The 21,397-nt window shown below is 59.0% G+C and carries 21 protein-coding genes; 12 read left to right on the forward strand and 9 right to left on the reverse strand.

Features of this window, described 5'->3' with window-relative positions:
- Positions 1 to 5: 5 nt before the first annotated feature.
- The 4 genes from K9857_RS07255 to dksA all read right to left on the reverse strand — a co-directional run bounded on the left by K9857_RS07255 (position 6) and on the right by dksA (position 4,606).
- Positions 6 to 2,960 carry a sensor histidine kinase gene (locus K9857_RS07255; RefSeq protein WP_224534206.1) on the reverse strand — a complete coding sequence of 985 codons (2,955 nt, stop codon included), beginning with the start codon at positions 2,958 to 2,960 and terminating at the stop codon, positions 6 to 8.
- On the reverse strand, positions 2,944 to 3,120 hold the full coding sequence (locus K9857_RS07260) for a hypothetical protein (protein ID WP_003176118.1): 177 nt from the start codon (positions 3,118 to 3,120) through the stop codon (positions 2,944 to 2,946). The genes K9857_RS07255 and K9857_RS07260 overlap by 17 nt, the downstream gene beginning before the upstream one ends.
- 77 nt (positions 3,121 to 3,197) lie before the next feature.
- Entirely contained in the window at positions 3,198 to 4,094 is an 897-nt protein-coding gene (gluQRS, locus tag K9857_RS07265) for a tRNA glutamyl-Q(34) synthetase GluQRS (RefSeq protein ID WP_224534207.1), read from the reverse strand.
- Positions 4,095 to 4,171: 77 nt separating this feature from the next.
- Positions 4,172 to 4,606 (reverse strand): RNA polymerase-binding protein DksA, encoded by a 435-nt coding sequence (gene dksA, locus K9857_RS07270; protein ID WP_224534208.1) that lies wholly within the window; start codon positions 4,604 to 4,606, stop codon positions 4,172 to 4,174.
- A gap of 333 nt (positions 4,607 to 4,939) precedes the next feature.
- On the opposite strand from dksA, the gene K9857_RS07275 reads away from it, so the two are divergent.
- Entirely contained in the window at positions 4,940 to 6,112 is a 1,173-nt protein-coding gene (locus tag K9857_RS07275; protein WP_224534209.1) for a pyridoxal phosphate-dependent aminotransferase, read from the forward strand.
- Positions 6,112 to 6,825: a DNA/RNA nuclease SfsA gene (gene sfsA, locus K9857_RS07280; protein ID WP_224534212.1), complete on the forward strand. Its 714-nt coding sequence runs from the start codon at positions 6,112 to 6,114 to the stop codon at positions 6,823 to 6,825. The genes K9857_RS07275 and sfsA overlap by 1 nt, the downstream gene beginning before the upstream one ends.
- On the opposite strand, the gene K9857_RS07285 is transcribed toward sfsA, so the two are convergent.
- The gene (locus K9857_RS07285) at positions 6,822 to 7,139 is read right to left on the reverse strand and encodes a Rieske (2Fe-2S) protein (protein WP_224534214.1); all 318 of its coding nucleotides are present in this window, start codon (positions 7,137 to 7,139) and stop codon (positions 6,822 to 6,824) included. The two genes, sfsA and K9857_RS07285, sit on opposite strands and share 4 nt — an antisense overlap.
- Before the next feature lie 156 nt (positions 7,140 to 7,295).
- Here K9857_RS07285 and K9857_RS07290 point away from each other — a divergent pair, with 156 nt between their 5' ends.
- Complete coding sequence (locus tag K9857_RS07290) at positions 7,296 to 8,168, forward strand: hemin ABC transporter substrate-binding protein (protein WP_224534216.1); 873 nt, start codon at positions 7,296 to 7,298, stop codon at positions 8,166 to 8,168.
- Between the two features lie 282 nt (positions 8,169 to 8,450).
- Here K9857_RS07290 and K9857_RS07295 read toward each other — a convergent pair whose 3' ends face one another.
- From K9857_RS07295 to K9857_RS07305, 3 genes are all read right to left on the reverse strand, one after another.
- Positions 8,451 to 8,723 (reverse strand): TfoX/Sxy family protein, encoded by a 273-nt coding sequence (locus K9857_RS07295; RefSeq protein WP_007971093.1) that lies wholly within the window; start codon positions 8,721 to 8,723, stop codon positions 8,451 to 8,453.
- Positions 8,724 to 8,967: 244 nt separating this feature from the next.
- Positions 8,968 to 9,312: a pentapeptide repeat-containing protein gene (locus K9857_RS07300; RefSeq protein ID WP_224534217.1), complete on the reverse strand. Its 345-nt coding sequence runs from the start codon at positions 9,310 to 9,312 to the stop codon at positions 8,968 to 8,970.
- Between the two features lie 91 nt (positions 9,313 to 9,403).
- A complete protein-coding gene (locus tag K9857_RS07305; RefSeq protein WP_224534219.1) occupies positions 9,404 to 10,960 on the reverse strand; it encodes a bifunctional aminoglycoside phosphotransferase/ATP-binding protein in 1,557 nt (518 codons plus the stop codon).
- Positions 10,961 to 11,076: 116 nt separating this feature from the next.
- Between K9857_RS07305 and mrcB the strand changes: the two genes are divergently transcribed.
- The 3 genes from mrcB to K9857_RS07320 are packed head-to-tail and all read left to right on the forward strand — an operon-like array spanning position 11,077 to position 14,502.
- Positions 11,077 to 13,401: a penicillin-binding protein 1B gene (mrcB, locus tag K9857_RS07310; protein WP_224534221.1), complete on the forward strand. Its 2,325-nt coding sequence runs from the start codon at positions 11,077 to 11,079 to the stop codon at positions 13,399 to 13,401.
- Positions 13,402 to 13,417: 16 nt separating this feature from the next.
- Positions 13,418 to 14,167 (forward strand): tetratricopeptide repeat protein, encoded by a 750-nt coding sequence (locus K9857_RS07315; protein ID WP_224534223.1) that lies wholly within the window; start codon positions 13,418 to 13,420, stop codon positions 14,165 to 14,167.
- Entirely contained in the window at positions 14,167 to 14,502 is a 336-nt protein-coding gene (locus tag K9857_RS07320) for a YqcC family protein (protein ID WP_224534225.1), read from the forward strand. The genes K9857_RS07315 and K9857_RS07320 overlap by 1 nt, the downstream gene beginning before the upstream one ends.
- A gap of 38 nt (positions 14,503 to 14,540) precedes the next feature.
- On the opposite strand, the gene K9857_RS07325 is transcribed toward K9857_RS07320, so the two are convergent.
- The gene (locus tag K9857_RS07325) at positions 14,541 to 14,963 is read right to left on the reverse strand and encodes a DUF4124 domain-containing protein (RefSeq protein WP_224534226.1); all 423 of its coding nucleotides are present in this window, start codon (positions 14,961 to 14,963) and stop codon (positions 14,541 to 14,543) included.
- Positions 14,964 to 15,363: 400 nt separating this feature from the next.
- Between K9857_RS07325 and K9857_RS07330 the strand changes: the two genes are divergently transcribed.
- From K9857_RS07330 to msrQ, 6 genes are all read left to right on the forward strand, one after another.
- The gene (locus tag K9857_RS07330; protein ID WP_224534229.1) at positions 15,364 to 17,088 is read left to right on the forward strand and encodes an acetolactate synthase 3 large subunit; all 1,725 of its coding nucleotides are present in this window, start codon (positions 15,364 to 15,366) and stop codon (positions 17,086 to 17,088) included.
- Between the two features lie 2 nt (positions 17,089 to 17,090).
- Positions 17,091 to 17,582, forward strand: a complete 492-nt coding sequence (ilvN, locus tag K9857_RS07335; protein WP_003205610.1) for an acetolactate synthase small subunit — start codon at positions 17,091 to 17,093, stop codon at positions 17,580 to 17,582.
- 47 nt (positions 17,583 to 17,629) lie between these two features.
- Positions 17,630 to 18,646 carry a ketol-acid reductoisomerase gene (gene ilvC / locus K9857_RS07340; protein ID WP_007909969.1) on the forward strand — a complete coding sequence of 339 codons (1,017 nt, stop codon included), beginning with the start codon at positions 17,630 to 17,632 and terminating at the stop codon, positions 18,644 to 18,646.
- Positions 18,647 to 18,791: 145 nt separating this feature from the next.
- Positions 18,792 to 19,649, forward strand: coding sequence for a CDP-diacylglycerol--serine O-phosphatidyltransferase (pssA, locus tag K9857_RS07345; RefSeq protein WP_224534238.1), 858 nt, complete (start codon positions 18,792 to 18,794; stop codon positions 19,647 to 19,649).
- Between the two features lie 64 nt (positions 19,650 to 19,713).
- A complete protein-coding gene (gene msrP, locus K9857_RS07350; protein ID WP_224534248.1) occupies positions 19,714 to 20,727 on the forward strand; it encodes a protein-methionine-sulfoxide reductase catalytic subunit MsrP in 1,014 nt (337 codons plus the stop codon).
- Complete coding sequence (msrQ, locus tag K9857_RS07355) at positions 20,727 to 21,350, forward strand: protein-methionine-sulfoxide reductase heme-binding subunit MsrQ (RefSeq protein ID WP_224534250.1); 624 nt, start codon at positions 20,727 to 20,729, stop codon at positions 21,348 to 21,350. Before msrP ends, msrQ begins: the two co-directional genes overlap by 1 nt.
- Positions 21,351 to 21,397: the final 47 nt, after the last annotated feature.

A 21,397-nucleotide genomic window follows, 5' to 3' on the forward strand; every position in this document is an offset into this window, starting at 1 on the left:
CGGTCTCAGTTCACAGCGGACGTCGCTTCGACATGACGCGGTAATGTCACCCGGATTCGGGTGCCGCGCTGGCTCTGAACATCAGCCGGGCTGTCGATGGTGATTTGTCCATAATGCTCTTCAACGATGGAATAGACCAGTGCAAGGCCCAGACCGGTGCCTTCGCCAGGGTCCTTGGTGGTAAAGAAGGGTTCGAACAATCGGTCCATGATGCTCGCTGGAATCCCGCTGCCTTCGTCCTCCACGATCAGGTCGACCGTGTGTTCGCCGGCTTCGCTCTTGACCCGCACGGCACTGCCCGCAGGCGAGGCGTCACGGGCGTTTGAGAGCAGATTGATCAGTACCTGGGCGAGCCGCTGCGGGTCACCTTCGACCCAGTGTTCGGGGTCGCACAGGTTATAGAACTGCACTTCGAAATTGCGTCGGTTCAGGGCCAGCAGGCCAATGGCGTCCTGGGCCACTTCCGCCAGACAAACGGCTTCATCGCTGTGCTGATGACTGCCGGCATGGGCGAAGCTCATCAGCGATTGCACGATGCGCGAGACGCGTTTGGTCTGTTCGAGGATCTGCCCGCTGATTTCTGTCAGTTCGCCATCCTCTTCACGCTCTTCGCGCAGGTTCTGCGCCAGACAGGCGATACCGGTGATCGGGTTGCCGATTTCATGGGCCACACCGGCGGCGAGGCGGCCGATGCTGGCCAGGCGCTCGGAATGCACCAGTTTGTCTTCGAGCATCTGGGTTTCGGTGAGGTCTTCCACCAGCAGTACCAGGCCACTGTTGCCGGGGGCGAGCGGTTCGTCGATCGCCGCTTTGTGCAGGTTCAGCCAGCGGGTCTGGCCGTCGAGGGCCAGGTGCTGCTTGTGCAAGTGCTCGTCCGGAACGTTGATGAAGCCTTGCAGCAGCGCTCTCCATGGATCGGCAATGGTGCTCAGGCGCGAACCGACCACGCGCTGCGCGGCGATTCCGGTCAGTTCCTCCATGGCCTTGTTCCACATGAGGATTTCCTGATCCTTGGCCAAGGAGCAGACGCCCATCGGCAGTTCCTGCAAGGTCTGGCGGTGGTAACGGCGCAGGGCGTCGAGTTCGGCGGCCAGGCCGGTCAGGCGCGAGTGATAATCCTCAAGACGGCTTTCAATGAAGTGGATGTCTTCGGTGACATAGTTCTCGCCGCCGGCCTTGTAGGGCAGGAAGGTTTCGACCATGTCCTGGGCCACGCTCGGCCCCATCAGGCCGGAGAGGTTGGCCTCGATACGGTCACGCAGGCGGCGCAGGGCATACGGGCGGCGTTCATCGAATGGCAGGTAGAGATCACGCAGGGCCTGTTCGACTTCTTTTTGTGCAGCCTTGGCACCCAGGGGTTTTGCCAGTTGAGTGGCGAACTCCTGAGGCGAGGCGGCGTGCAGTTCGCGGCGTTGCGGGCGACGCACATTGTCCACGGCGCAGGCTTCGGCGGCGCTGGCTTCCTCGGTGCTGGCGTTGGTGAACAGCGAGATCAGGGTGAACATCAGCACGTTGGCGGCCAGCGAGGCGATTGCCGCCATGTGCCAACTGGTGTCGTCCAGCACGTAAATCATGTTCAGCAGCGGAATATAGAAACCCTGCAGATTGCCCACCAGCGGCAGCAACATGGTCACCAGCCAGACCAGGATCCCCGCCAAGAGACCCGCGATGAAGCCGCGGCGGTTGGCGGTCGGCCAGTACAGGACCGAGAGCACGCCCGGCAGAAATTGCAGGGTGGCCACGAACGCGACGATGCCGAGGTTAGCCAGGTCCTGCTCTGCGCCCAGCAACAGGTAGAAACCGTAACCGGCCATGATGATCGCGACGATCAGTGCCCGGCGTGTCCATTTCAACCAACGGTAGATGTTGCCTTCAGCCGGTGGCTGGTAAAGCGGCAGGACCAGGTGGTTCAGCGCCATGCCCGACAACGCCAGGGTGGTGACGATGATCAATCCACTGGCAGCGGACAGTCCGCCGATGTAGGCCAGTAGCGCCAGCGCTTCGCTGTTGGCGGCGATACCGATGCCGAGGGTGAAGTATTCCGGGTTGGTGGTAGCGCCCAGTTTCAGCCCCGCCCAGAGAATCAGCGGCACCGCCAGGCTCATCAACAGCAGGAACAACGGCAGGCCCCAGCTGGCGCTGACCAGCGCGCGCGGATTGAGATTCTCGGTAAAGGTCATGTGATACATGTGCGGCATCACGATCGCCGAGGCGAAAAACACCAGCAGCAGTGTGCGCCACGGGCCTTCCTGCAGTGGCGTGTGCAGGGCGGCGAGGGCGGTCTGGTTTTGCAGCAGCCACAGCTCCAGCTGTTGCGGGCCGTCGAATACGCCGTAGAGCGCATACAGGCCGACGCCGCCGAGGGCGACCAGCTTGATCACCGATTCGAAGGCGATCGCGAACACCAGCCCTTCATGCTTCTCGCGGGTGGCGATATGCCGGGAGCCGAAGAAAATCGTGAACAGGGTAATCAGGGCGCAGAAGCTCAGGGCGACGCGATGCTGAACCGGCTCGCGTGTGAGGATGCCGATCGAGTCGGCCACCGCCTGAATCTGCAAGGCCAGTAACGGCAGGACGCCGATCAGCATGAAAATCGTGGTCAGCGCACCCGCCCAAGTGCTGCGGAAGCGGAACGCGAACAGGTCCGCCAGGGACGACAGCTGATAGGTGCGGGTGATCTTGAGAATCGGGTAGAGCAACACCGGCGCCAGCAGGAATGCTCCGGAAACCCCCAGATAGCTGGACAGGAAGCCATAGCCGTATTGATAAGCCAGGCCTACAGTGCCGTAAAACGCCCAGGCACTGGCATAGACGCCCAGCGACAGGGTGTAGGTGAGCGGGTGACGAATGATCGCCCGGGGGATCATGCCCCGTTCACTGATCCAGGCCACGCCGAACAGCACCGCCAGGTACGCGGCGCTGATCAGGATCATCTGGGTCAGGCTAAAGCTCATCGGCATCTTTTTGGCTCTGCAGGATGAAGGTCACGACAATCAGGATCAGCCAGAGCAGATAAGGGCGATACCAGGCGCCAGTGGCGTCGATCCACCAATCCATGATGGCCGGGGAAAACAGATAAATCCCCACTACCAGGAGCAGGACCAAGCGATAGATGTACATCCCGGCCTCTCTTTTTTATGCCTGTGCCCGAAAAAGTGCGGCGATGGTAACGGATGGGGGCGCCACTGCAAGTCTGTTCACTGTAGCTGCGCCTCGGGCAGGCTCAATGTGCGCGGGATCAGGCTGGCATCCCAGTGCTCGATGCCCCAGGCCAGCACTTCTTTTGGCGTGGCGCAGGTCAGTTCGGCACCGGGCGTTTGCCCCAAAGCGCGCAAGGCCCGCAACAACAAAGGCGTAGCTTGATCTTCGGTCAACGGCGGCGAACGGTAAGACTTGCCGAGCTTGTTGCCATCGGGCTGGGTGATCAACGGAATGTGCAGGTAACTCGGTTGGCGCAGGCCGAGCAATTCCTGCAGATAAAGCTGGCGCGGCGTGGAGTCGAGCAGGTCGGCGCCGCGCACGATGTCGGTGATGCCTTGCCAGGCATCGTCCAGTACCACCGCCAATTGATAGGCGTAAAGCCCGTCGCGGCGACGAATCACGAAGTCGCCGACATCCCGCCCCAGGTGCTGATGGAACTGGCCTTGCACCCGATCGATAAAGTGGTAATCCAGTTCGGGTACGCGGATGCGGATCGCGGCGTCTTCGACACCATGCCCGGCATTGCGGCACAGCCCCGGGTAGATGCCGTGGTATGGCTCCAGTTGCTTGCGCGAGCAGGTGCAAGCGTAGGCCAGACCGTGATTGAACAGGCGATTGAGGACTTCGGCGTAGGCTTCATGACGGTCACTCTGACGGACCATCTCGCCATCCCACTCGAAGCCATAACTCTCCAGCGCCTTGAGAATCGCGGCCTGGGCACCGGGTTCTTCGCGGGGCGGATCGAGGTCTTCCATGCGCACCAGCCAGCGCCCGCCGACCGAACGAGCATCCAGATAAGAAGCCAGCGCGGCAACCAGCGAACCAAAATGCAGGTGACCGCTGGGTGTTGGGGCGAAGCGCCCGATGTAGGAGGAGTGGGGGATGGCAGTCATGAATGCATTTAAAGCCAAAAAAACATCAGAAACAAAAACGGAGCGTTCGCACGCTCCGTTCTTCATTCAAGTCGCCATTACTTGCCGACTTGTTTTTCCTTGATTTCCGCCAGGGTCTTGCAGTCAACGCACATGTCGGCTGTAGGACGGGCTTCCAGACGCTTGACGCCAATCTCGACGCCGCAGGACTCGCACCAGCCGTATTCTTCGTCTTCGATCAGTTGCAGGGTCTTGTCGATCTTCTTGATCAGCTTGCGCTCGCGATCGCGGGCTCGCAATTCGAGGGCGAACTCTTCTTCCTGGCTGGCACGGTCTGCCGGGTCCGGGAAGTTGGCTGCTTCGTCCTTCATGTGGTCAACCGTACGGTCGACCTCCTGCATCAAGTCCTGCTTCCACTTGTTCAGGACTTTGGTGAAGTGAGCGCGCATGGGCTTGCCCATGTACTCCTCGCCCTTCGTTTCAACGTAGGGTTCAAAGCCGCTGATTGGCTGTTGCTTTGCTTGGGTGGACATGAAATAGACCGCCTCTACTCTTGTAATCCATCTGCGCAGGATTGCTCCATCACCGACACCCGCCGGCCCTGCGGCTGCAAGCGGGCGAACTTACCAGATCAAATCAGGCCGCGCTACTCCCGGATGTCGAGGCCGCGACCTGTGGCGCCTGTCGATGGTGGCAAAGCGCTGTCTGGTGGCTCTGGAGCCCTGATCAATTATTGATTTTAGTCAAACCTTGAGCGCTCGCTTGAGTCGTTTCGGGCCTGGGTTATACGGCTCTGACCGCTTTAGGTTCTCGCTCGTTCCTGCGCTTGGGTAGAATCGATTCTTTTCTTCGTTGAAGGAAGGCCAATGGCACAGTCCTACAGTGCTCGCAGTCGCGCGATCGAACCCTTTCATGTCATGGCGCTGCTGGCGCGGGCCAATGAGTTGCAGGCCGCGGGCAAGGATGTGATTCACCTGGAAATCGGCGAGCCGGACTTCACCACCGCCGAGCCGATCATCCGTGCAGGCCAGGCCGCGCTGGAGTCGGGCAAGACGCGTTACACCGCCGCCCGGGGCATTCCTGAACTGCGTGAGGCGATTTCGGGTTTTTATCAGCAGCGCTACGGCCTGGACATCGATCCGCGGCGCATCCTGATCACCCCGGGTGGTTCCGGCGCGCTGCTGCTGGCCAGTGCCTTGCTGGTGGACCCGGGCAAGCATTGGCTACTGGCGGACCCGGGATATCCCTGCAACCGGCATTTCCTGAGACTGGTCGAAGGTGCTGCTCAGCTAGTGCCGGTAGGGCCGGACGTACGTTATCAACTGACCCCGGACCTGATCCAGCGCCATTGGGATCACGACAGCGTCGGCGCGCTGGTGGCCTCGCCGGCCAACCCGACCGGGACCATCCTCACTCGCGACGAGCTGGCAGGTCTTTCCACCGCCATCAAGCAGCGCCACGGTCATCTGGTCGTGGACGAGATCTACCACGGCCTGACCTACGGCACCGATGCGGCCAGCGTGCTGGAAGTCGACGACAATGCTTTCGTGCTGAACAGTTTTTCCAAATATTTCGGCATGACCGGTTGGCGTCTCGGCTGGCTGGTGGCGCCCGATGCGGCGGTCAGTGAGCTGGAGAAACTTGCCCAGAATCTCTACATCAGTGCGCCAAGCGTCGCCCAGCACGCCGCGCTAGCCTGTTTCGAGCCATCGACCATCAGCATTCTCGAAGAGCGCCGCGCCGAATTCGGTCGCCGCCGCGACTTCCTGTTGCCGGCCCTGCGTGAATTAGGCTTCGGTATCGCCGTGGAGCCAGAGGGCGCGTTCTATCTGTACGCTGATATCAGCAAGTTCGGCGGCGATGCCTTCTCGTTCTGCCGACACTTCCTCGAAACCGAGCACGTGGCATTCACCCCAGGGCTGGACTTCGGGCGCTATCAGGCGGGGCATCACGTTAGGTTTGCCTACACGCAAAACCTGGAGCGCTTGCAGGAAGCGGTAGGGCGTATCACCCGTGGCCTGCAGAGCTGGCAAGGCTGATGCACTTTTATCCTCCGCTGGAAGAAGGTCGCCTGATTCGTCGATACAAGCGATTTCTCGCCGATATCGAAACCGTTGGCGGCGAGTTGCTGACCATTCACTGCCCCAACACGGGCTCGATGCTCAATTGCCAGGTCGAGGGCGGGCAGGTCTGGTTCAGCCGCTCCAATGACCCTAAACGCAAGTTGCCCGGGACCTGGGAAATCGGAGAAACCCCGCACGGGCGGCATTTTTGCGTCAATACCGGTCGCGCGAACACGCTGATTGAGGAGGCATTGCTTGCCGGGGTGATCACCGAGCTGAACGGCTTTACCGGGCTCAAGCGCGAAGTGGCGTACGGGCAGGAAAAGAGTCGCATCGATTTTCGTCTCGAGTACCCCGATGGGCCGGCTTACGTGGAAGTCAAAAGCGTCACCCTCGGTTTTGAAGGTGATGCGGTGGCGGCATTTCCCGACGCAGTGACCCAGCGCGGTGCCAAGCACCTGCGTGAGCTGGCTCATCTGGCTCGGGATGGCATTCGCGCGGTGCAGTTGTATTGCGTGAATCTCACGGGAATCGATGCGGTGCGTCCGGCGGACGAAATCGATGCAGCGTACTCTCAAGCCTTGCGTGAGGCCGTATCGTGCGGCGTGGAAGTGCTGGCCTACGGTGTGCGCCTGACCCACGAGGAGATGGTGGTTGATCGGCGCCTGGAAGTGATACTGGGCGTTTAAGGGTTGATCCAGATGCCGTGAGCATCCTCGCGGCATTCGACCTGGGTCAGCGATTGCCCCGCGCAAGGGCCGGCGACACATTCGCCGTCCTCGATCAGAAACAGGGCGCCATGGGTCGCGCACTGGATCAGGCTGTTACTGGGGTCGAGGAACTGGTCGGGTGTCCATTCCAGCCCGACACCGCGATGCGGGCAGCGATTGATATAGACGTATACCTGGCCGGCCCGGCGCACGGCGAAAAGCTTTTGACCATCGATCTCGAATCCGCGGCTGCTGGCGTCGGCCAGTTCAATGCCCTTACACAGAAATTTCATGCCTATCCTCAGGGTGTGCAGTCAGGCATCCGAGCTTGACTCGCAAATGCAAGCGATTATCAAATGGCGGGCTTGCCCAACAGATGCAGTAGCCAGGTGCACAGGATACTTGGCCTGCCGCTTTGATGCCCGGTTAACCCTTGAAGGAAGCTGTTTATGCGCCTGAGTATCCGCGTCGCTGCGCTTTGTGTCGGACTTTTCGCCAGTCATCACGCCGCTGCAGATGAACTGCCGCAACGCTGGGTCAGTGCCGGTGGGGCGCTTTCGGAGTGGGTCTGCGCGTTGGGTGGCGAGGCGAAATTGGTGGGAGTCGATACCACCAGCCAGCATCCTGCTGCGCTCAAAGCCCTGCCCAGTATTGGTTATCAGCGCCAGTTGTCGGCGGAAGGGGTGCTGAGTTTGCAGCCGCAAATTCTGGTCGGCACCGAAGAGATGGGGCCGCCGCCGGTGATTTCGCAGATTCGCGGTTCGGGAGTGACGGTAAAGATGTTCTCGGCACAACCGAATATGGCGACGCTGCAGATCAACCTTCGGCAATTGGGCAAGTTGCTTGGCGCTGAAGAAAAGGCGGAGCAGGTGCTGGCCACTTATCAACAGGCGCTTGAGCAGCAGAAGGTCTGGGTGACACGGGCGCAGTTGAAGCAGCCGTCTCCTGGTGTGCTGCTGGTGCTAGGGCATGCAGGTGGCAAGCCACTGATCGCCGGCAAGGACACTGCCGCAGACTGGCTGCTGCAACAGGCCGGTGCGCATAATCTGGCAACCCATAGCGGTTACAAGCCGTTTTCCAATGAATCGCTGGTGAGTCTGGACCCTGATGTGCTGGTGTTCGCCGATCGCGCGCTGTCCGGCAGTGAAGCCCGCGCGGCGTTGTTCAAGGAGAATCCGATTCTGGCCTCGACTCGCGCAGCCAGGAACGATCGTGTTCTCGAACTTGACCCGACCTTGTTGGTAGGCGGTCTGGGGCCGCGACTACCGGAGAGCCTGAAAAAGCTGTCCGAGGGTTTTTATCCCGAAACTGCTGGCCAATAAACCTGGGCCGTCGCTGCGTAAAAGGGGCGGCGGCTTTTTCATGGGCAAAAAAAGACCCGGCAGAGCCGGGTCAAATAACCGTGATTAGCCTGATGAGGAGATAATCTGAGAGTCCGAACCAAGGGCTTTCCAGAATATCGACCAGTCTCGCGACCAGTTGTGATAATCATATCGATTCTCATTACCAAGTCAACCGCTGATTTTCATTTGGCTTGTTGGGTGTCGCACGATCCCGGTAAGTACTTGTATTCATTGATTATCTAAAGGTCGTTTTTAGAGAGATCAATTTTTGTGACGTGACGAGATCGCTTCCAGCTGCTTGTTCAGCGCTTCTTTTCGTTCTGCCGGAATGTCATTCCAATGCACATCCATCAATGCCCCCTCGATCGCGTACAACAACACCTTGGACGCCCGGAACCCGCGCGTGCGCACGGCCCGGTAGGCGTCCACCGCCCCCAGGCGACGCAAGTCCGAGGCGCTGTGAATGCCCACGGCATGCAGCCACTGCGCCGACGTCTTGCCAAGATTCTTCAGGTGTTGCAGTTCATCATTCATCAAGCCTCCTTGCGATGGCCGAATGGTGCGTGGGCAAGCCTCTCAGGAGTGTAGCCATCAGTAGGAAAAGCGTGATTCTTTGGTCGTTTTCGACGCAAACGCTTCTAAGCGGAGGGATCTGGCTAGGGGAAGAACGTCGGCGAATGACCGGCGAAAGGATCGGAATGAGCGGGATTCAGGGGCAAAACGTCCCGAAGTCTGGCGCAAGGGCAGGGGCGCCAGACTTGTCAATTCACGCTAGGGCTCAGCGTGTGCGGTAGCGCAAGCGGGTTCCGAAGTTCATCGACATCAGGATTTCGTCGGCGCTGAGCTCAACCGGGAAGTACGCACCCGAGATCTGCGCATGAGCCAGGCTCGCGCCTTCAAGCTTCGCTTTGGTGAAGTCGATGCCGCGCAAATCGGCGGAGCGAAAGTACGCATCGCGGAAGTCGATGCCGTCGGCATTCAGTTCCCGCAAATCCAGGCCGCGGAAGTCGCCACCGACCATATCGATCGGACCATCGGCCGGGCGTTCTTTATTGAAGCCTGCGATGTCGTCTTTGTGCAGCAAGGCGTAAAGCGGAGTGTCGAGAAGTTTCGGCTGGCTCATGGCATATCACCTGTTGGTTTTATGACGCCAGTATAATGCCACTATTTGACAGCCGTGAAGCGAGCGAACGCTTCACGGCTGAAAATAGTTTTTACAGACCTGGCAGGCGCTGGCGGATTTGCGCTACGACTGTGTCGAGCGTTCCGCTTTCGTTGGTCTTGACGTGTTTGCTGTAGAGGATTTCCGCTGGCGTCAGGGCTTCACGATTGGCCTGCTGGGCCTGAATGACCTCCAGCGTGGCGTCGGATGGATCGATCTTGTCAGCCTGGCGTTGCGCCAACCAGCTCTCGATGACCGCTTGCGGTGCTTCGCAGTCCAGAATCAGGAACGGAGTGCCTGTGGCTTCTGCGATTTTCGCTGCGCTGATGCGCTGGTCGTGCTTGAGGTAAGTGGCGTCGATCACCACCGGGAAACCGGCATGCAGGATAACGGCGGCAATTTCATGCAGGCGATTGTAGGTCGCGGTGCTGGCGTCGGCGCTATAGATGCCGGATTGCACATCGTTGGCGGCGGTTTGCTCGCCGAACAGTCGCTTGCGTTCTACATCGGAGCGCAGGCGAATCGCCCCCAGTGCTTCTACCAGGCGCATGGCCACATGGCTTTTGCCGACCGCGGAAACGCCGTGGGTAATCGCCATGAAGCGCGAAGGAATGGTGCTGTAGCTTTCCGCCAGGTTGGCGTAGGTGCGGTACTGGCGCAGGGTGGTGGAGCGCTGCACCGGAGTAGCGTCCGCCGGCATGCTGAACAGGCTGACCTTGGCGCGAACCAACGCGCGATAAGCTTTATAGAAGTTGAGCAGCTCCAGGCCCTGGTAGTCGCCGGTCAGTTCCAGGTACTGGCTGATGAAACGACGGGCCAGGCACTTCAGGCCGCGGTCTTCCAGGTCCATCGCCAGGAAGCCGGCGTCGGCATAGACGTCGGTGAAGCGGAAAGGCTCGTTGAATTCGATGCAGTCGAAAATCACCACGTTGTCGTCGATGATTGTGGCGTTGCCCAGATGAATGTCGCCATGGCATTCGCGGATGAAGCCGTCCGCCTTGCGCTGGCTGAGAACGGGCTTGAGACGGTCGAAGCTGCTTTCGGCCCAGGCTTGCAGGGCGTCCAGTTGCAGCAGGTCAGCCTTGTCGCTGAGGAACGGGCGAATCTGATCGAAGTTCTGCCGTACCGGCGCCATGACGCTGTCGGGAGTGCCGGCTTCGTGTTCGGCAGGCACTTTCGGCGCGTTGAGGTGGAAGCGGGCGATTTGCGCTGCCATTGCATCGATGTGGGCAGGCGTCAGTTCGCCATTGGCCTGGAGCGTGCTGAGCAAGCCACCCTGTGGGAACTGGCGCATTTTCAGTACGTACTCGATGGCTGGACCGTCGCCGCCCAGTTGCGGGGCTTCGACGCTGCCGGTGACCGGCAACACTTCCAGATACAAGTCATCGGTCAGGCGCTGGTTCAGGCGCAGTTCTTCGCCGCAGAAATGCTCGCGAGCGTCGAGGGTGGTGAAGTCGAGGAAGCCGAAGTTGACCGGCTTCTTCACTTTATAGGCATAGGGGCCGGTGAGCAGGACCCAGGAGATATGGGTCTCGATGACCTTGAAGCCGTCTACCGGATGCGGATAGAGGGCCGGGTTTTGCAGCGCGGCGATCAGGGACTGGCTCACGGGGTGATCCTTCAGAGTCGGGAAAAATTCAGGTCGTCATTATGGCGGCTAGCCAGCTCAACGCAAACTCGGAGGGCTCCTGTTGAGTATGAATAAAGTGCGTATAATCCGCCGCCATGACACGTACTCGAACTCCCCGTACCCCCAAAAAACCACCCTCCAAAGGCCTGCGGCCCTGGCTGGGCTGGGCCCTTAAACTCAGTCTGGTCGGCCTTGTGGTGCTGGCCGGATTCGCGGTTTACCTCGATGCCATCGTGCAGGAGAAGTTTTCCGGCAAGCGCTGGACGATTCCGGCCAAGGTATACGCGCGTCCGCTCGAGCTGTTCGTCGGACAAAAGCTCAGCCGGGACGACTTTCTGACCGAACTCGATGCCTTGGGCTATCGCCGTGAAAGCGTGGCCAACGGTCCGGGCGCGGCCTCGGTCAGCGGCAATACCGTCGATCTGAATACCCGTGGCTTCCAGTTCTATGAAGGTATGGAGCAGGCACAACCGGTTCGGGTGCGTTTTTCTGGCGACTACGTTGCCGAGTTGTCGGGTTCCAGCGGTTCGAAGTTGTCCGTGGTGCGTCTGGAGCCGTTGCTGATCGGTGGCCTGTACCCGAAAAACCTTGAAGACCGGATCCTGATCAAGATCGATCAGGTGCCGCCTTATCTGCTCGAAACCCTAGTGGCTGTCGAAGACCGCGACTTCTACCACCACTTCGGCGTCTCGCCGAAGTCGATTGCCCGCGCGATCTGGGTCAACGGCTCGTCCGGGCGGATGCGCCAGGGCGGCAGTACCCTGACGCAACAGTTGGTAAAGAATTTCTACCTGACCAACGAGCGCAGCCTGACCCGTAAGCTCACTGAAGCGATGATGGCTTTGCTGCTTGAGATGCACTACGACAAGCGCGAAATCCTCGAGGCTTACCTCAACGAGGTGTTCATCGGCCAGGACGGCCAGCGCGCGGTGCACGGTTTCGGTCTGGCCAGCCAGTTCTTCTTCAGCCAGCCACTGGCCGAACTCAAGCTGCACCAGGTGGCATTGCTGGTGGGCATGGTCAAGGGCCCGTCCTCCTATAACCCGCGTCGTTATCCTGAGCGCGCCCTTGAACGGCGCAATCTGGTGCTCGACGTGCTGCAGGAGCAGGGCGTCGCGACGCCCGAGCAAGTCGAAGCCGCGAAGAAAATGCCGCTGGGCGTGACCAAGCGCGGCAGCCTGGCCGACAGCTCGTTCCCCGGCTTCCTCGATCTGGTCAAGCGTCAGCTGCGTGAAGACTATCGAGATGAAGACTTGACCGAAGAGGGGCTGCGGATCTTCACCAGCTTCGACCCGATTCTGCAAATGAAGGCCGAAGCCTCGGTCAACGACACCTTTAAACGCCTGGCCGGGCGCAAGGGTTCCGAGGATGTTGAGGCAGCGATGGTCGTGACCAATCCGGAAACCGGTGAAGTCCAGGCCATGATCGGCAGTCGTCAGGCCAGCTTTGCCGGTTTCAACCGGGCACTGGACGCGGTGCGACCGATCGGCTCGCTGATCAAGCCGGCGGTCTATCTGACCGCGCTGGAGAAACCTAGCCAATACACGCTGACCAGTTGGCTGTCGGACGAGTCGTTCTCGGTCAAGGGTGCGGACGGTCAGGTGTGGAAGCCGCAGAACTATGATCGTCGCTCCCACGGCACAGTCTTCCTTTATCAAGGCTTGGCGCACTCCTACAACCTGTCGACCGCGCGTCTGGGTCTGGCGGTGGGTGTGCCGAACGTACTCAAGACCCTCGGGCGACTTGGTGTGAGTCGTGAGTTCCCGGCCTTCCCGTCGATGCTCCTGGGCGCCGGTGGCATGACGCCAATCGAAGTGGCGACCATGTATCAGACCCTGGCCAACGGCGGTTTCAACACGCCGATGCGCGGTATTCGCAGTGTGCTTACGGCCGAAGGTGAACCGCTCAAGCGTTATCCGTTCCAGATTCAGCAGCGTTTCGATCCGGCCTCCATTTATCTGATCCAGAGCGCCATGCAGCGAGTGATGCGCGAGGGCACCGGCAGCTCCGTTTACAACGTGTTGCCGAAAACTCTGACGCTGGCGGGCAAGACCGGTACCAGTAACGATTCCCGGGACAGCTGGTTCGCCGGCTTCAGTCAGGATCTGCTGGCGGTGGTCTGGCTGGGGCGCGATGACAACGGCAAGACGCCGTTTACCGGGGCAACCGGTGCGCTGCAGGTCTGGACCAGCTTCATGCGCAAGGCCGACCCGTTGCCGCTGGACATGCCGCAGCCGGATAATGTCGTTCAGGCCTGGGTCGATTCGCGGACCGGTCAGGGCTCGGATGCCAATTGCCCAGGTGCTGTGCAGATGCCGTATATTCGCGGCAGCGAACCGCCTCCCGGTGCCGCTTGCGGCAGCGAAAATCCTAACCCCGCCGAAACGGTGATGGATTGGGTCAAAGGCTGGATGAATTAAGCAAAGAGGGTTTCAAGTGAACAAGTGGTTGATTCCAGCGGTTACCGCCGTGGCTTTGCTCAGCGGTTGCTCCACAGTACAGCGTGGCTCGATTCCGGTTGTCGACTCCGGTACCGCTGTTTCCAACAGCGAGCGGGTTTCGGCGAACGGAGGTTATCGCCAGACGACAGTAAAACGCCCTGCGCAAGCTCAGGTTCAGGAGATTCCACAGGGTGATACCGGCGTTGTGGTCATGGTGCCAGGTGGCGGCGCAACGACGTCGACTCCGATCAGCACTTCGCCTATCACTCCAGGCCCGATCAGCTCGGGTCCGATCACGCCAGGTCCGATAGATACGTCGCCAGTGCAATCGGCGCCCATCAATCAGGGCAGCTACAGCATGCCTTCGACCCCGAGCGGGATTCCGTCGGCCAGCGCCGGTGGCCTGTCCGCCGACGAGCAGCTCGACGGTCCGGTACTGGCGCTGTTGACCACGGCTCAACAGCAGCAATCCAGCGGCGATCTCAATGGTGCGTCTTCCAGCCTTGAGCGCGCCCAGCGTGTCGCTCCGCGCGAGCCGCAAGTGCTTTATCGCCTGGCGCAGGTTCGTATGGCCCAAGGCGATGCGCCGCAGGCCGAGCAGTTCGCCCGTCGCGGCCTGACCTTGGCCAATGGTCGTCCGGCGCTTCAGGCCAGTCTGTGGGAGTTGATTGCCCAGGCCCGCGAGAAGCAGGGTGATTCTGCTGGCGCCGCTCTGGCTCGTCAGAAAGCCAAGGTTACTTCGTGATGGATTCGCGTTTTCCGGTAATTGCCGATCATCTGCTGTTGATCGAGCGTGAATTACGCCTGCAAGGCTGGTGGGATGAAGTCGCGCCCTCGGCAGAAGCGCTGTCCAGTGTTGAGCCCTTTTCCGTCGATACGCTGGACTTCGAGCAATGGCTGCAATGGATCTTCCTGCCGCGCATGAAGGCGATCCTCGAGCAGGACCTGCCTCTGCCGAATGCGTCGGGGATTCAGGAGATGGCTGAAATGGTCTTCGCTTCCCGCAACGTTCAGGGCAAGGATCGGCAGTTGCAACTGCTGCTCAAAGAGTTCGATCAACTGATCACCGCTACTCGCTGACCTCGAGCGCTCGCGGAGCCGTTCGGCTCCTGCGGGTGCTATTGGCAGTTATCTGCGATCTGCTTCTGCGTTTCACTCAGGCGTTCCTGCCGTTGAGCGTCGTCCAGGCGGCGCAACTGTCCATCCACTTCCTCTCTGAGCCGCGGATTGTTCTGCAACTGCGCCAGGTTCGTTCGTGCCTGATCGCAGAACACCTTCAGCTCCGCCTGCTGCTCGGCCACCTGCCTTTTCACATCCTTGTCGATGGCCTGTTGATCGCCTATCGCTGCGCCGCTCTTACTCGGAGGGGGATGTGGGGCGGGTTGGGAGGGTGTCGCGACAACGGTGGATGGCTGGCCTTGGGGTGGTTGGGCATCGAAATGGGTAACGCCTTGGGCATCGACCCACTTGTAAATCGGCGCGGCAATGCTCAAAGGGCTGATGCAAATCAGCAAGCTGGCGGTCAGGAAGAGCGCTCGCATGTCATTTCCTTATATCCGGATGCGCAATTGAAGTTAACACACTTGCGGTTTCGCGGTTTTTTCTTGCTTTCTCATGCGCTTACTTCAATAAAGCACAGACACGACTTGACTTGCAGGGGACGAAACAGAAGAATCCAAAGTCCGCTGTAGAGGGACTGCCAGAAGCAGGCCCTCTCAGTAGATCATGAGGCGCACATCCGCGCCGACCTGCTACACCCGCAACGCGTTACCTCGCGCTGGGTGGGAAAGGCCCGCAACACTTGGGACGATCCCAATACTTGCTCAGTCAGTGCTGACGTAGTCGGCGACCACCGTCGCTCATGCTCTGCTGAGAAGTAAACCTATTAAGACCCGTCCCATTTTCCGTGGGCGGTATTCTGGCGTTTTAGAGGTGGACAACGTGGAGCTTTTATCTGGCGGTGAAATGATCGTCCGCTTTTTGCGTGACGAAGGCGTCAAGTATATCTATGGGTACCCGGGTGGTGCCGCATTGCATATCTACGATGCGCTTTTCAAAGAACAATCCGTTCAACATATTCTCGTCCGTCATGAGCAGGCAGCCACTCACATGGCTGACGGCTATGCGCGTGCCACCGGCAAGGCCGGCGTTGTACTGGTGACCTCCGGTCCCGGCGCGACCAACGTCATTACCGGTATCGCCACCGCGTACATGGACTCCATTCCGATGGTGATTCTGACCGCCCAGGTGCCAAGCACCATGGTCGGTACCGATGCATTCCAGGAAACCGACATGATCGGTATCTCCCGGCCGATCGTGAAACACAGCTTCATGATCAAGCATCCGTCGGAAATCCCGGAAGTCATGAAGAAAGCCTTCTATCTGGCTCAATCCGGTCGTCCAGGCCCGGTCGTTGTCGATATCCCAAAAGACATGACCAACCCGGCCGAGAAGTTCGAATACATTTTCCCGAAAAAAGCCAAGCTGCGTTCCTATAGCCCGGCGGTCCGTGGTCACTCCGGCCAGATCCGCAAAGCCGTGGAAATGCTGCTGGCGGCCAAGCGTCCGATCATCTACGCCGGCGGCGGCGTGATCATGGGCAACGGTTCCGCACCGTTGACCGAACTGGCGCAACTGCTGAACGCGCCAGTGACCAATACACTGATGGGCCTTGGCGCTTACCCGGGCATGGACCGTCAATTCCTCGGTATGCTGGGTATGCACGGTAGCTACACCGCCAACCTGGCCATGCACAATGCCGATGTGATTCTGGCAGTTGGCGCACGTTTCGATGACCGCGTAATCAACGGCCCATCGAAGTTCTGCCCGAATGCCAAGATCATTCACATCGACATCGACCCGGCATCCATCTCCAAGACCATCAAGGCCGACGTGCCTATCGTTGGGCCTGTCGAAAGTGTATTGACCGAAATGGTCGCTACCTTCAAGGAAATCGGTGAAGTTCCTGGCAAGGAAGCGGTTGCCAACTGGTGGAAACAGATCGAAGAGTGGCGTGGCGATCGCGACATGTTCCCTTACAACAAGGGCGACGGCAGCATCATCAAACCTCAGACCGTGATCGAGACTCTCTGCGAAGTGACCAAAGGCGATGCCTATGTGTCCTCCGACGTTGGTCAGCACCAGATGTACGCGGCGCAGTACTACCGCTTCAACAAACCAAACCGCTGGATCAACTCCGGTGGCCTGGGCACGATGGGCTTCGGTCTGCCGGCAGCGATGGGTGTGAAACTGAACTTTCCGGATGCCGACGTTGCTTGTGTGACCGGCGAAGGCAGCATCCAGATGAACATCCAGGAACTGTCGACCTGCCTGCAGCACGACCTGCCGTTGAAGATCATTCTGCTCAACAACGGTGTACTGGGTATGGTTCGTCAGTGGCAGGACATGAGCTACGGCGCGCGTCACTCGCATTCCTACATGGAATCGCTGCCTGACTTCGTCAAATTGGCCGAGGCCTATGGTCACGTGGGCATGCGCATCACCGACTTGAAGGATCTGAAGCCGATGATGGAAAAAGCATTCGCCATGAAGGATCGCCTGGTATTCCTCGATATCCAGGTCGATGCCAACGAGCACGTCTATCCGATGCAGATCAAAGACGGCTCCATGCGCGATATGTGGCTGAGCAAGACGGAGCGTACCTAATCATGCGTCACATTATTTCCTTGCTTCTGGAAAACGAACCCGGCGCTTTGTCTCGCGTAGTCGGCCTGTTCTCGCAGCGCAACTACAACATCGAAAGCCTGACCGTGGCCCCGACCGAAGACCCGACCCTGTCGCGTCTGACGCTGACCACCGTTGGTCACGATGAGATCATCGAGCAGATCACCAAGAACCTGAACAAACTGATCGAAGTGGTCAAATTGGTCGACTTGTCGGAAAGTGCTCATATCGAGCGCGAACTGATGCTGGTCAAGGTCAAGGCCACCGGTGCCCAGCGCGCCGAGATCAAACGCACCACCGATATTTACCGTGGACAGATCGTCGATGTCAGCGCCAGCGTGTATACCGTTCAATTGACCGGTACCAGCGACAAGCTCGACAGCTTCATTCAGTCCATCGGCACCGCATCGATTCTGGAAACCGTCCGCAGCGGCGTGACCGGCATCGCTCGCGGCGACAAAGTACTCAGCATCTAACCAAATTAGCGAATGGCCTGAACGGCCTGGATATATAGGGGAAATTCATGAAAGTTTTCTACGATAAAGACTGCGACCTGTCGATCATCCAGGGCAAGAAAGTTGCCATCATCGGTTACGGTTCCCAGGGCCACGCTCAAGCGTGCAACCTGAAAGACTCCGGCGTTGACGTTACCGTTGGTCTGCGTAAAGGTTCGGCTACCGTTGCCAAGGCTGAAGCCCACGGCCTGAAAGTGACTGACGTTGCTTCCGCTGTTGCAGCTGCCGACCTGGTCATGATCCTGACCCCTGACGAGTTCCAGTCCTCCCTGTACAAAAACGAGATCGAGCCGAACATCAAGAAAGGCGCCACTCTGGCCTTCTCCCACGGCTTCGCGATTCACTACAACCAGGTTGTTCCGCGTGCCGATCTCGACGTGATCATGATCGCGCCGAAAGCTCCAGGCCACACCGTACGTTCCGAGTTCGTCAAAGGCGGCGGTATCCCTGACCTGATCGCTATCTATCAGGACGCTTCCGGCAACGCCAAGAACGTGGCTCTGTCCTACGCAGCTGGCGTTGGTGGCGGTCGTACCGGCATCATCGAAACCACCTTCAAGGACGAGACTGAAACCGACCTGTTCGGCGAACAAGCCGTTCTGTGCGGCGGTACCGTTGAGCTGGTCAAAGCTGGTTTCGAAACCCTGGTTGAAGCTGGCTACGCGCCGGAAATGGCCTACTTCGAATGCCTGCACGAACTGAAGCTGATCGTTGACCTCATGTACGAAGGCGGTATCGCCAACATGAACTACTCGATCTCCAACAACGCTGAATACGGCGAGTACGTGACTGGTCCGGAAGTGATCAACGCCGAATCCCGTCAGGCCATGCGCAACGCCCTGAAACGTATTCAGGACGGCGAATACGCCAAGATGTTCATCAGCGAAGGCGCCACCGGCTATCCTTCGATGACCGCCAAGCGTCGTAACAACGCCGCTCACGGTATCGAAGTCATTGGCGAGCAACTGCGCTCCATGATGCCGTGGATCGGTGCCAACAAGATCGTCGACAAAGCCAAAAACTAAGTCTGACACTTGTACGAAAAACGCGGCTTAAGCCGCGTTTTTTCGTTTGGATGGTCGGTTCTGGTATAAAGCTGCATCGTTTGCGAGGCGAACTGGCATCGCAGGCACTTGTCGAAACTTTCCACCCCGTTGCAAGGTATTGTTCATGAGCGAACGTCCCGAAGAGCCAGGCAAGGCCGCTGACGCCGAAAGCCTGCTGCCCATCGATGAGCATGTCGAGGAAGGGCATGATGCTGAAGGCCGTAAAGTCCGGCATCGTGGTATCTATCTTCTGCCGAATCTTTTCACCACTGCGAACCTGTTCGCAGGGTTCTACTCCATCATCAGCTCCATGAGTGCCCAAAGTGCCTTGAGCGCGGGTGATTCGATTGGAGCAAGCAAATATTTTGCCTTCGCCGCCATCGCCATCTTTGTCGCCATGGTGCTCGATGGTCTCGATGGCCGCGTTGCCCGTATGACCAATACCCAGAGTGCGTTTGGTGCCGAGTACGACTCGCTCTCGGATATGGTCGCCTTCGGTGTGGCGCCAGCGTTGTTGGCGTTTGGCTGGGCCCTGGGTGACATGGGTAAGGTTGGCTGGATGGTTGCCTTCATTTATGTAGCCGGTGCAGCGTTGCGTTTGGCACGCTTCAATACCCAAGTTGGTACGGCTGACAAGCGCTACTTCATCGGTCTGGCCAGCCCGGCTGCTGCCGGCGTTGTCGCGGGCATTGTCTGGGCGTTCAGCGATTACGGTATTCAAGGCTCCAAGATGTCTTTCCTGGTGGCTCTGCTGGTCGCGGCCGCGGGGATGCTGATGGTAAGCAACATCAAGTACAACAGCTTCAAGGAGCTGGACCTGAAGGGGCGTGTGCCGTTCGTGGCAATCCTTGCTGTGGTACTGGTGTTCGCGGTGGTGTTCAGTGATCCGCCACGCATTCTGCTGCTGGTTTTCCTCGCCTACGCCGCATCGGGTCCGGTGCAGTACTTGTTACATCTTCGTCGGCGCAAAAGCGTCGAGTGATGTAGTTTTCCCTCATACTCCGCAGTCTGTTGGTGCGTCTGTCCTCCAATGCTGCGGAGTAGCCATGCTGATCAAAGTCCCCAAAGCGTCCGACTGCCATGAGTCGGATGTCACGCCTGAATCCTTCTATCTTTCCAGGCGCCATGTGTTGAGCGCAGCCGTTGGTGGTTTGGCCGTTGGCGGACTGCCTCGGTGGGCTGTCGCCGAAGATTCTGCACGTTATGCGGATGTGGAGCCTGGCAAGGCGCCGTCATGGTTCAGCGAAAAGCTTCCTTCAACCAAGTGGGGCGCAGTCAATGTTCGCGACGAAGCGATCACGCCCTACAAGGATGCGACCCACTACAACAACTTCTACGAGTTCGGTGCTGACAAGGGCGATCCGGCAGCCAATGCCGGGACGCTGAAGACCGAACCCTGGACGGTGGTTATCGACGGTGAGGTGGGTAAGCCGGGGCGGTATGCGCTGGAAGACTTCATGAAGCCTTATCAGCTGGAGGAGCGCATCTATCGCCTGCGCTGTGTCGAGGCCTGGTCGATGGTCATTCCGTGGATAGGTTTCCCTATATCGGCGTTGCTCAAGCAAGTTGAGCCCACCTCTGGCGCCAAGTACATTCGCTTCGAAACCTTGCAGGACCCCAAGAGCATGCCGGGTCAGCGCTCTGGCTTTGCCTTGATCGACTGGCCGTATGTAGAAGGATTACGACTGGACGAGGCGATGAACCCGTTGGCGATTCTGGCTGTGGGTATGTACGGGAGAGAGTTGCCGAACCAGAACGGTGCGCCGCTGCGCTTGGTTGTGCCGTGGAAATACGGTTTTAAAAGCATCAAATCCATCGTTCGTATCAGTCTGGTCAGTGAGCAGCCTAAAACCACGTGGCAGAGCATTGCTTCGGACGAGTATGGCTTCTACGCGAATGTGAACCCGACGGTCGATCATCCGCGCTGGACGCAGGCTCGCGAACGTCGCCTTCCAAGTGGCCTGTTCAAGCCGAACGTGCGTGATACGCAAATGTTCAACGGCTATGCGGATGAAGTTGCTTCTTTGTATGCAGGGCTCGATCTGCGGAAGAACTACTGATGCGATATCCGCTTTGGCGCATGGGCGTTTTCGTGGCTGCATTGGTGTGGCCGCTGCTTTGGCTGTATCAGGCTTGGGGGGATGCACTGGGTCCGGACCCTGGCAAGGTGCTGGTTGATCGATTGGGGCTGGGAACGCTTGTTCTGTTGCTCATTACATTAAGCATGACGCCACTGCAGAAGTTGAGCGGCTGGGGCAGGTGGATAGCTGTCAGGCGACAGTTGGGGTTGTGGTGCTTTGCCTATGTGGTCCTGCATCTGAGTGCTTATCTCGCATTTATCCTTGGATTCGACTGGTCGCAGTTAGGCGTCGAGCTCCGCAAGCGTCCCTACATTATTGTCGGCGTGTTGGGGCTTCTGTGTTTGTTAGCGCTCGCAGTGACTTCCAATCGATTCAGCCAGCGACGTTTGGGCGCACGCTGGAAGAAACTTCATCGCCTGGTCTATGTGGTTCTGGGGCTTGGGCTGTTGCACATGCTTTGGATTGTGCGGGCCGATTTGAAAGAGTGGTCGATCTACGCAGCGATTGGCGCCTTTCTATTAGTCCTGCGGCTTCCGCCTGTAGCTCGGCGAATCCCTCGTTTAGCGGCTAAAAAGGCATTTCTGCCAGAAAAGCGTAATTAGTGGTTGACGGCAGATTTCAGATCTCTATAATTCGCCCCACTTCCGGT

It is taken from the genome of Pseudomonas sp. REP124 (assembly GCF_020164475.1).
In the GTDB taxonomy this organism is placed as follows: Bacteria; Pseudomonadota; Gammaproteobacteria; order Pseudomonadales; family Pseudomonadaceae; genus Aquipseudomonas.

What these genes read in the sequence shown, in the direction of transcription:
- K9857_RS07255 (WP_224534206.1), bottom strand. Translation starts at nt 2,960, where the DNA reads ATGCCGATGAGCTTTAGCCTGACCCAGATGATCCTGATCAGCGCCGCG.
- K9857_RS07260 (WP_003176118.1), bottom strand. Translation starts at nt 3,120, where the DNA reads ATGTACATCTATCGCTTGGTCCTGCTCCTGGTAGTGGGGATTTATCTG.
- gluQRS (WP_224534207.1), bottom strand. Translation starts at nt 4,094, where the DNA reads ATGACTGCCATCCCCCACTCCTCCTACATCGGGCGCTTCGCCCCAACA.
- dksA (WP_224534208.1), bottom strand. Translation starts at nt 4,606, where the DNA reads ATGTCCACCCAAGCAAAGCAACAGCCAATCAGCGGCTTTGAACCCTAC.
- K9857_RS07275 (WP_224534209.1), top strand. Translation starts at nt 4,940, where the DNA reads ATGGCACAGTCCTACAGTGCTCGCAGTCGCGCGATCGAACCCTTTCAT.
- sfsA (WP_224534212.1), top strand. Translation starts at nt 6,112, where the DNA reads ATGCACTTTTATCCTCCGCTGGAAGAAGGTCGCCTGATTCGTCGATAC.
- K9857_RS07285 (WP_224534214.1), bottom strand. Translation starts at nt 7,139, where the DNA reads ATGAAATTTCTGTGTAAGGGCATTGAACTGGCCGACGCCAGCAGCCGC.
- K9857_RS07290 (WP_224534216.1), top strand. Translation starts at nt 7,296, where the DNA reads ATGCGCCTGAGTATCCGCGTCGCTGCGCTTTGTGTCGGACTTTTCGCC.
- K9857_RS07295 (WP_007971093.1), bottom strand. Translation starts at nt 8,723, where the DNA reads ATGAATGATGAACTGCAACACCTGAAGAATCTTGGCAAGACGTCGGCG.
- K9857_RS07300 (WP_224534217.1), bottom strand. Translation starts at nt 9,312, where the DNA reads ATGAGCCAGCCGAAACTTCTCGACACTCCGCTTTACGCCTTGCTGCAC.
- mrcB (WP_224534221.1), top strand. Translation starts at nt 11,077, where the DNA reads ATGACACGTACTCGAACTCCCCGTACCCCCAAAAAACCACCCTCCAAA.
- K9857_RS07320 (WP_224534225.1), top strand. Translation starts at nt 14,167, where the DNA reads ATGGATTCGCGTTTTCCGGTAATTGCCGATCATCTGCTGTTGATCGAG.
- K9857_RS07325 (WP_224534226.1), bottom strand. Translation starts at nt 14,963, where the DNA reads ATGCGAGCGCTCTTCCTGACCGCCAGCTTGCTGATTTGCATCAGCCCT.
- ilvN (WP_003205610.1), top strand. Translation starts at nt 17,091, where the DNA reads ATGCGTCACATTATTTCCTTGCTTCTGGAAAACGAACCCGGCGCTTTG.
- ilvC (WP_007909969.1), top strand. Translation starts at nt 17,630, where the DNA reads ATGAAAGTTTTCTACGATAAAGACTGCGACCTGTCGATCATCCAGGGC.
- pssA (WP_224534238.1), top strand. Translation starts at nt 18,792, where the DNA reads ATGAGCGAACGTCCCGAAGAGCCAGGCAAGGCCGCTGACGCCGAAAGC.
- msrP (WP_224534248.1), top strand. Translation starts at nt 19,714, where the DNA reads ATGCTGATCAAAGTCCCCAAAGCGTCCGACTGCCATGAGTCGGATGTC.
- msrQ (WP_224534250.1), top strand. Translation starts at nt 20,727, where the DNA reads ATGCGATATCCGCTTTGGCGCATGGGCGTTTTCGTGGCTGCATTGGTG.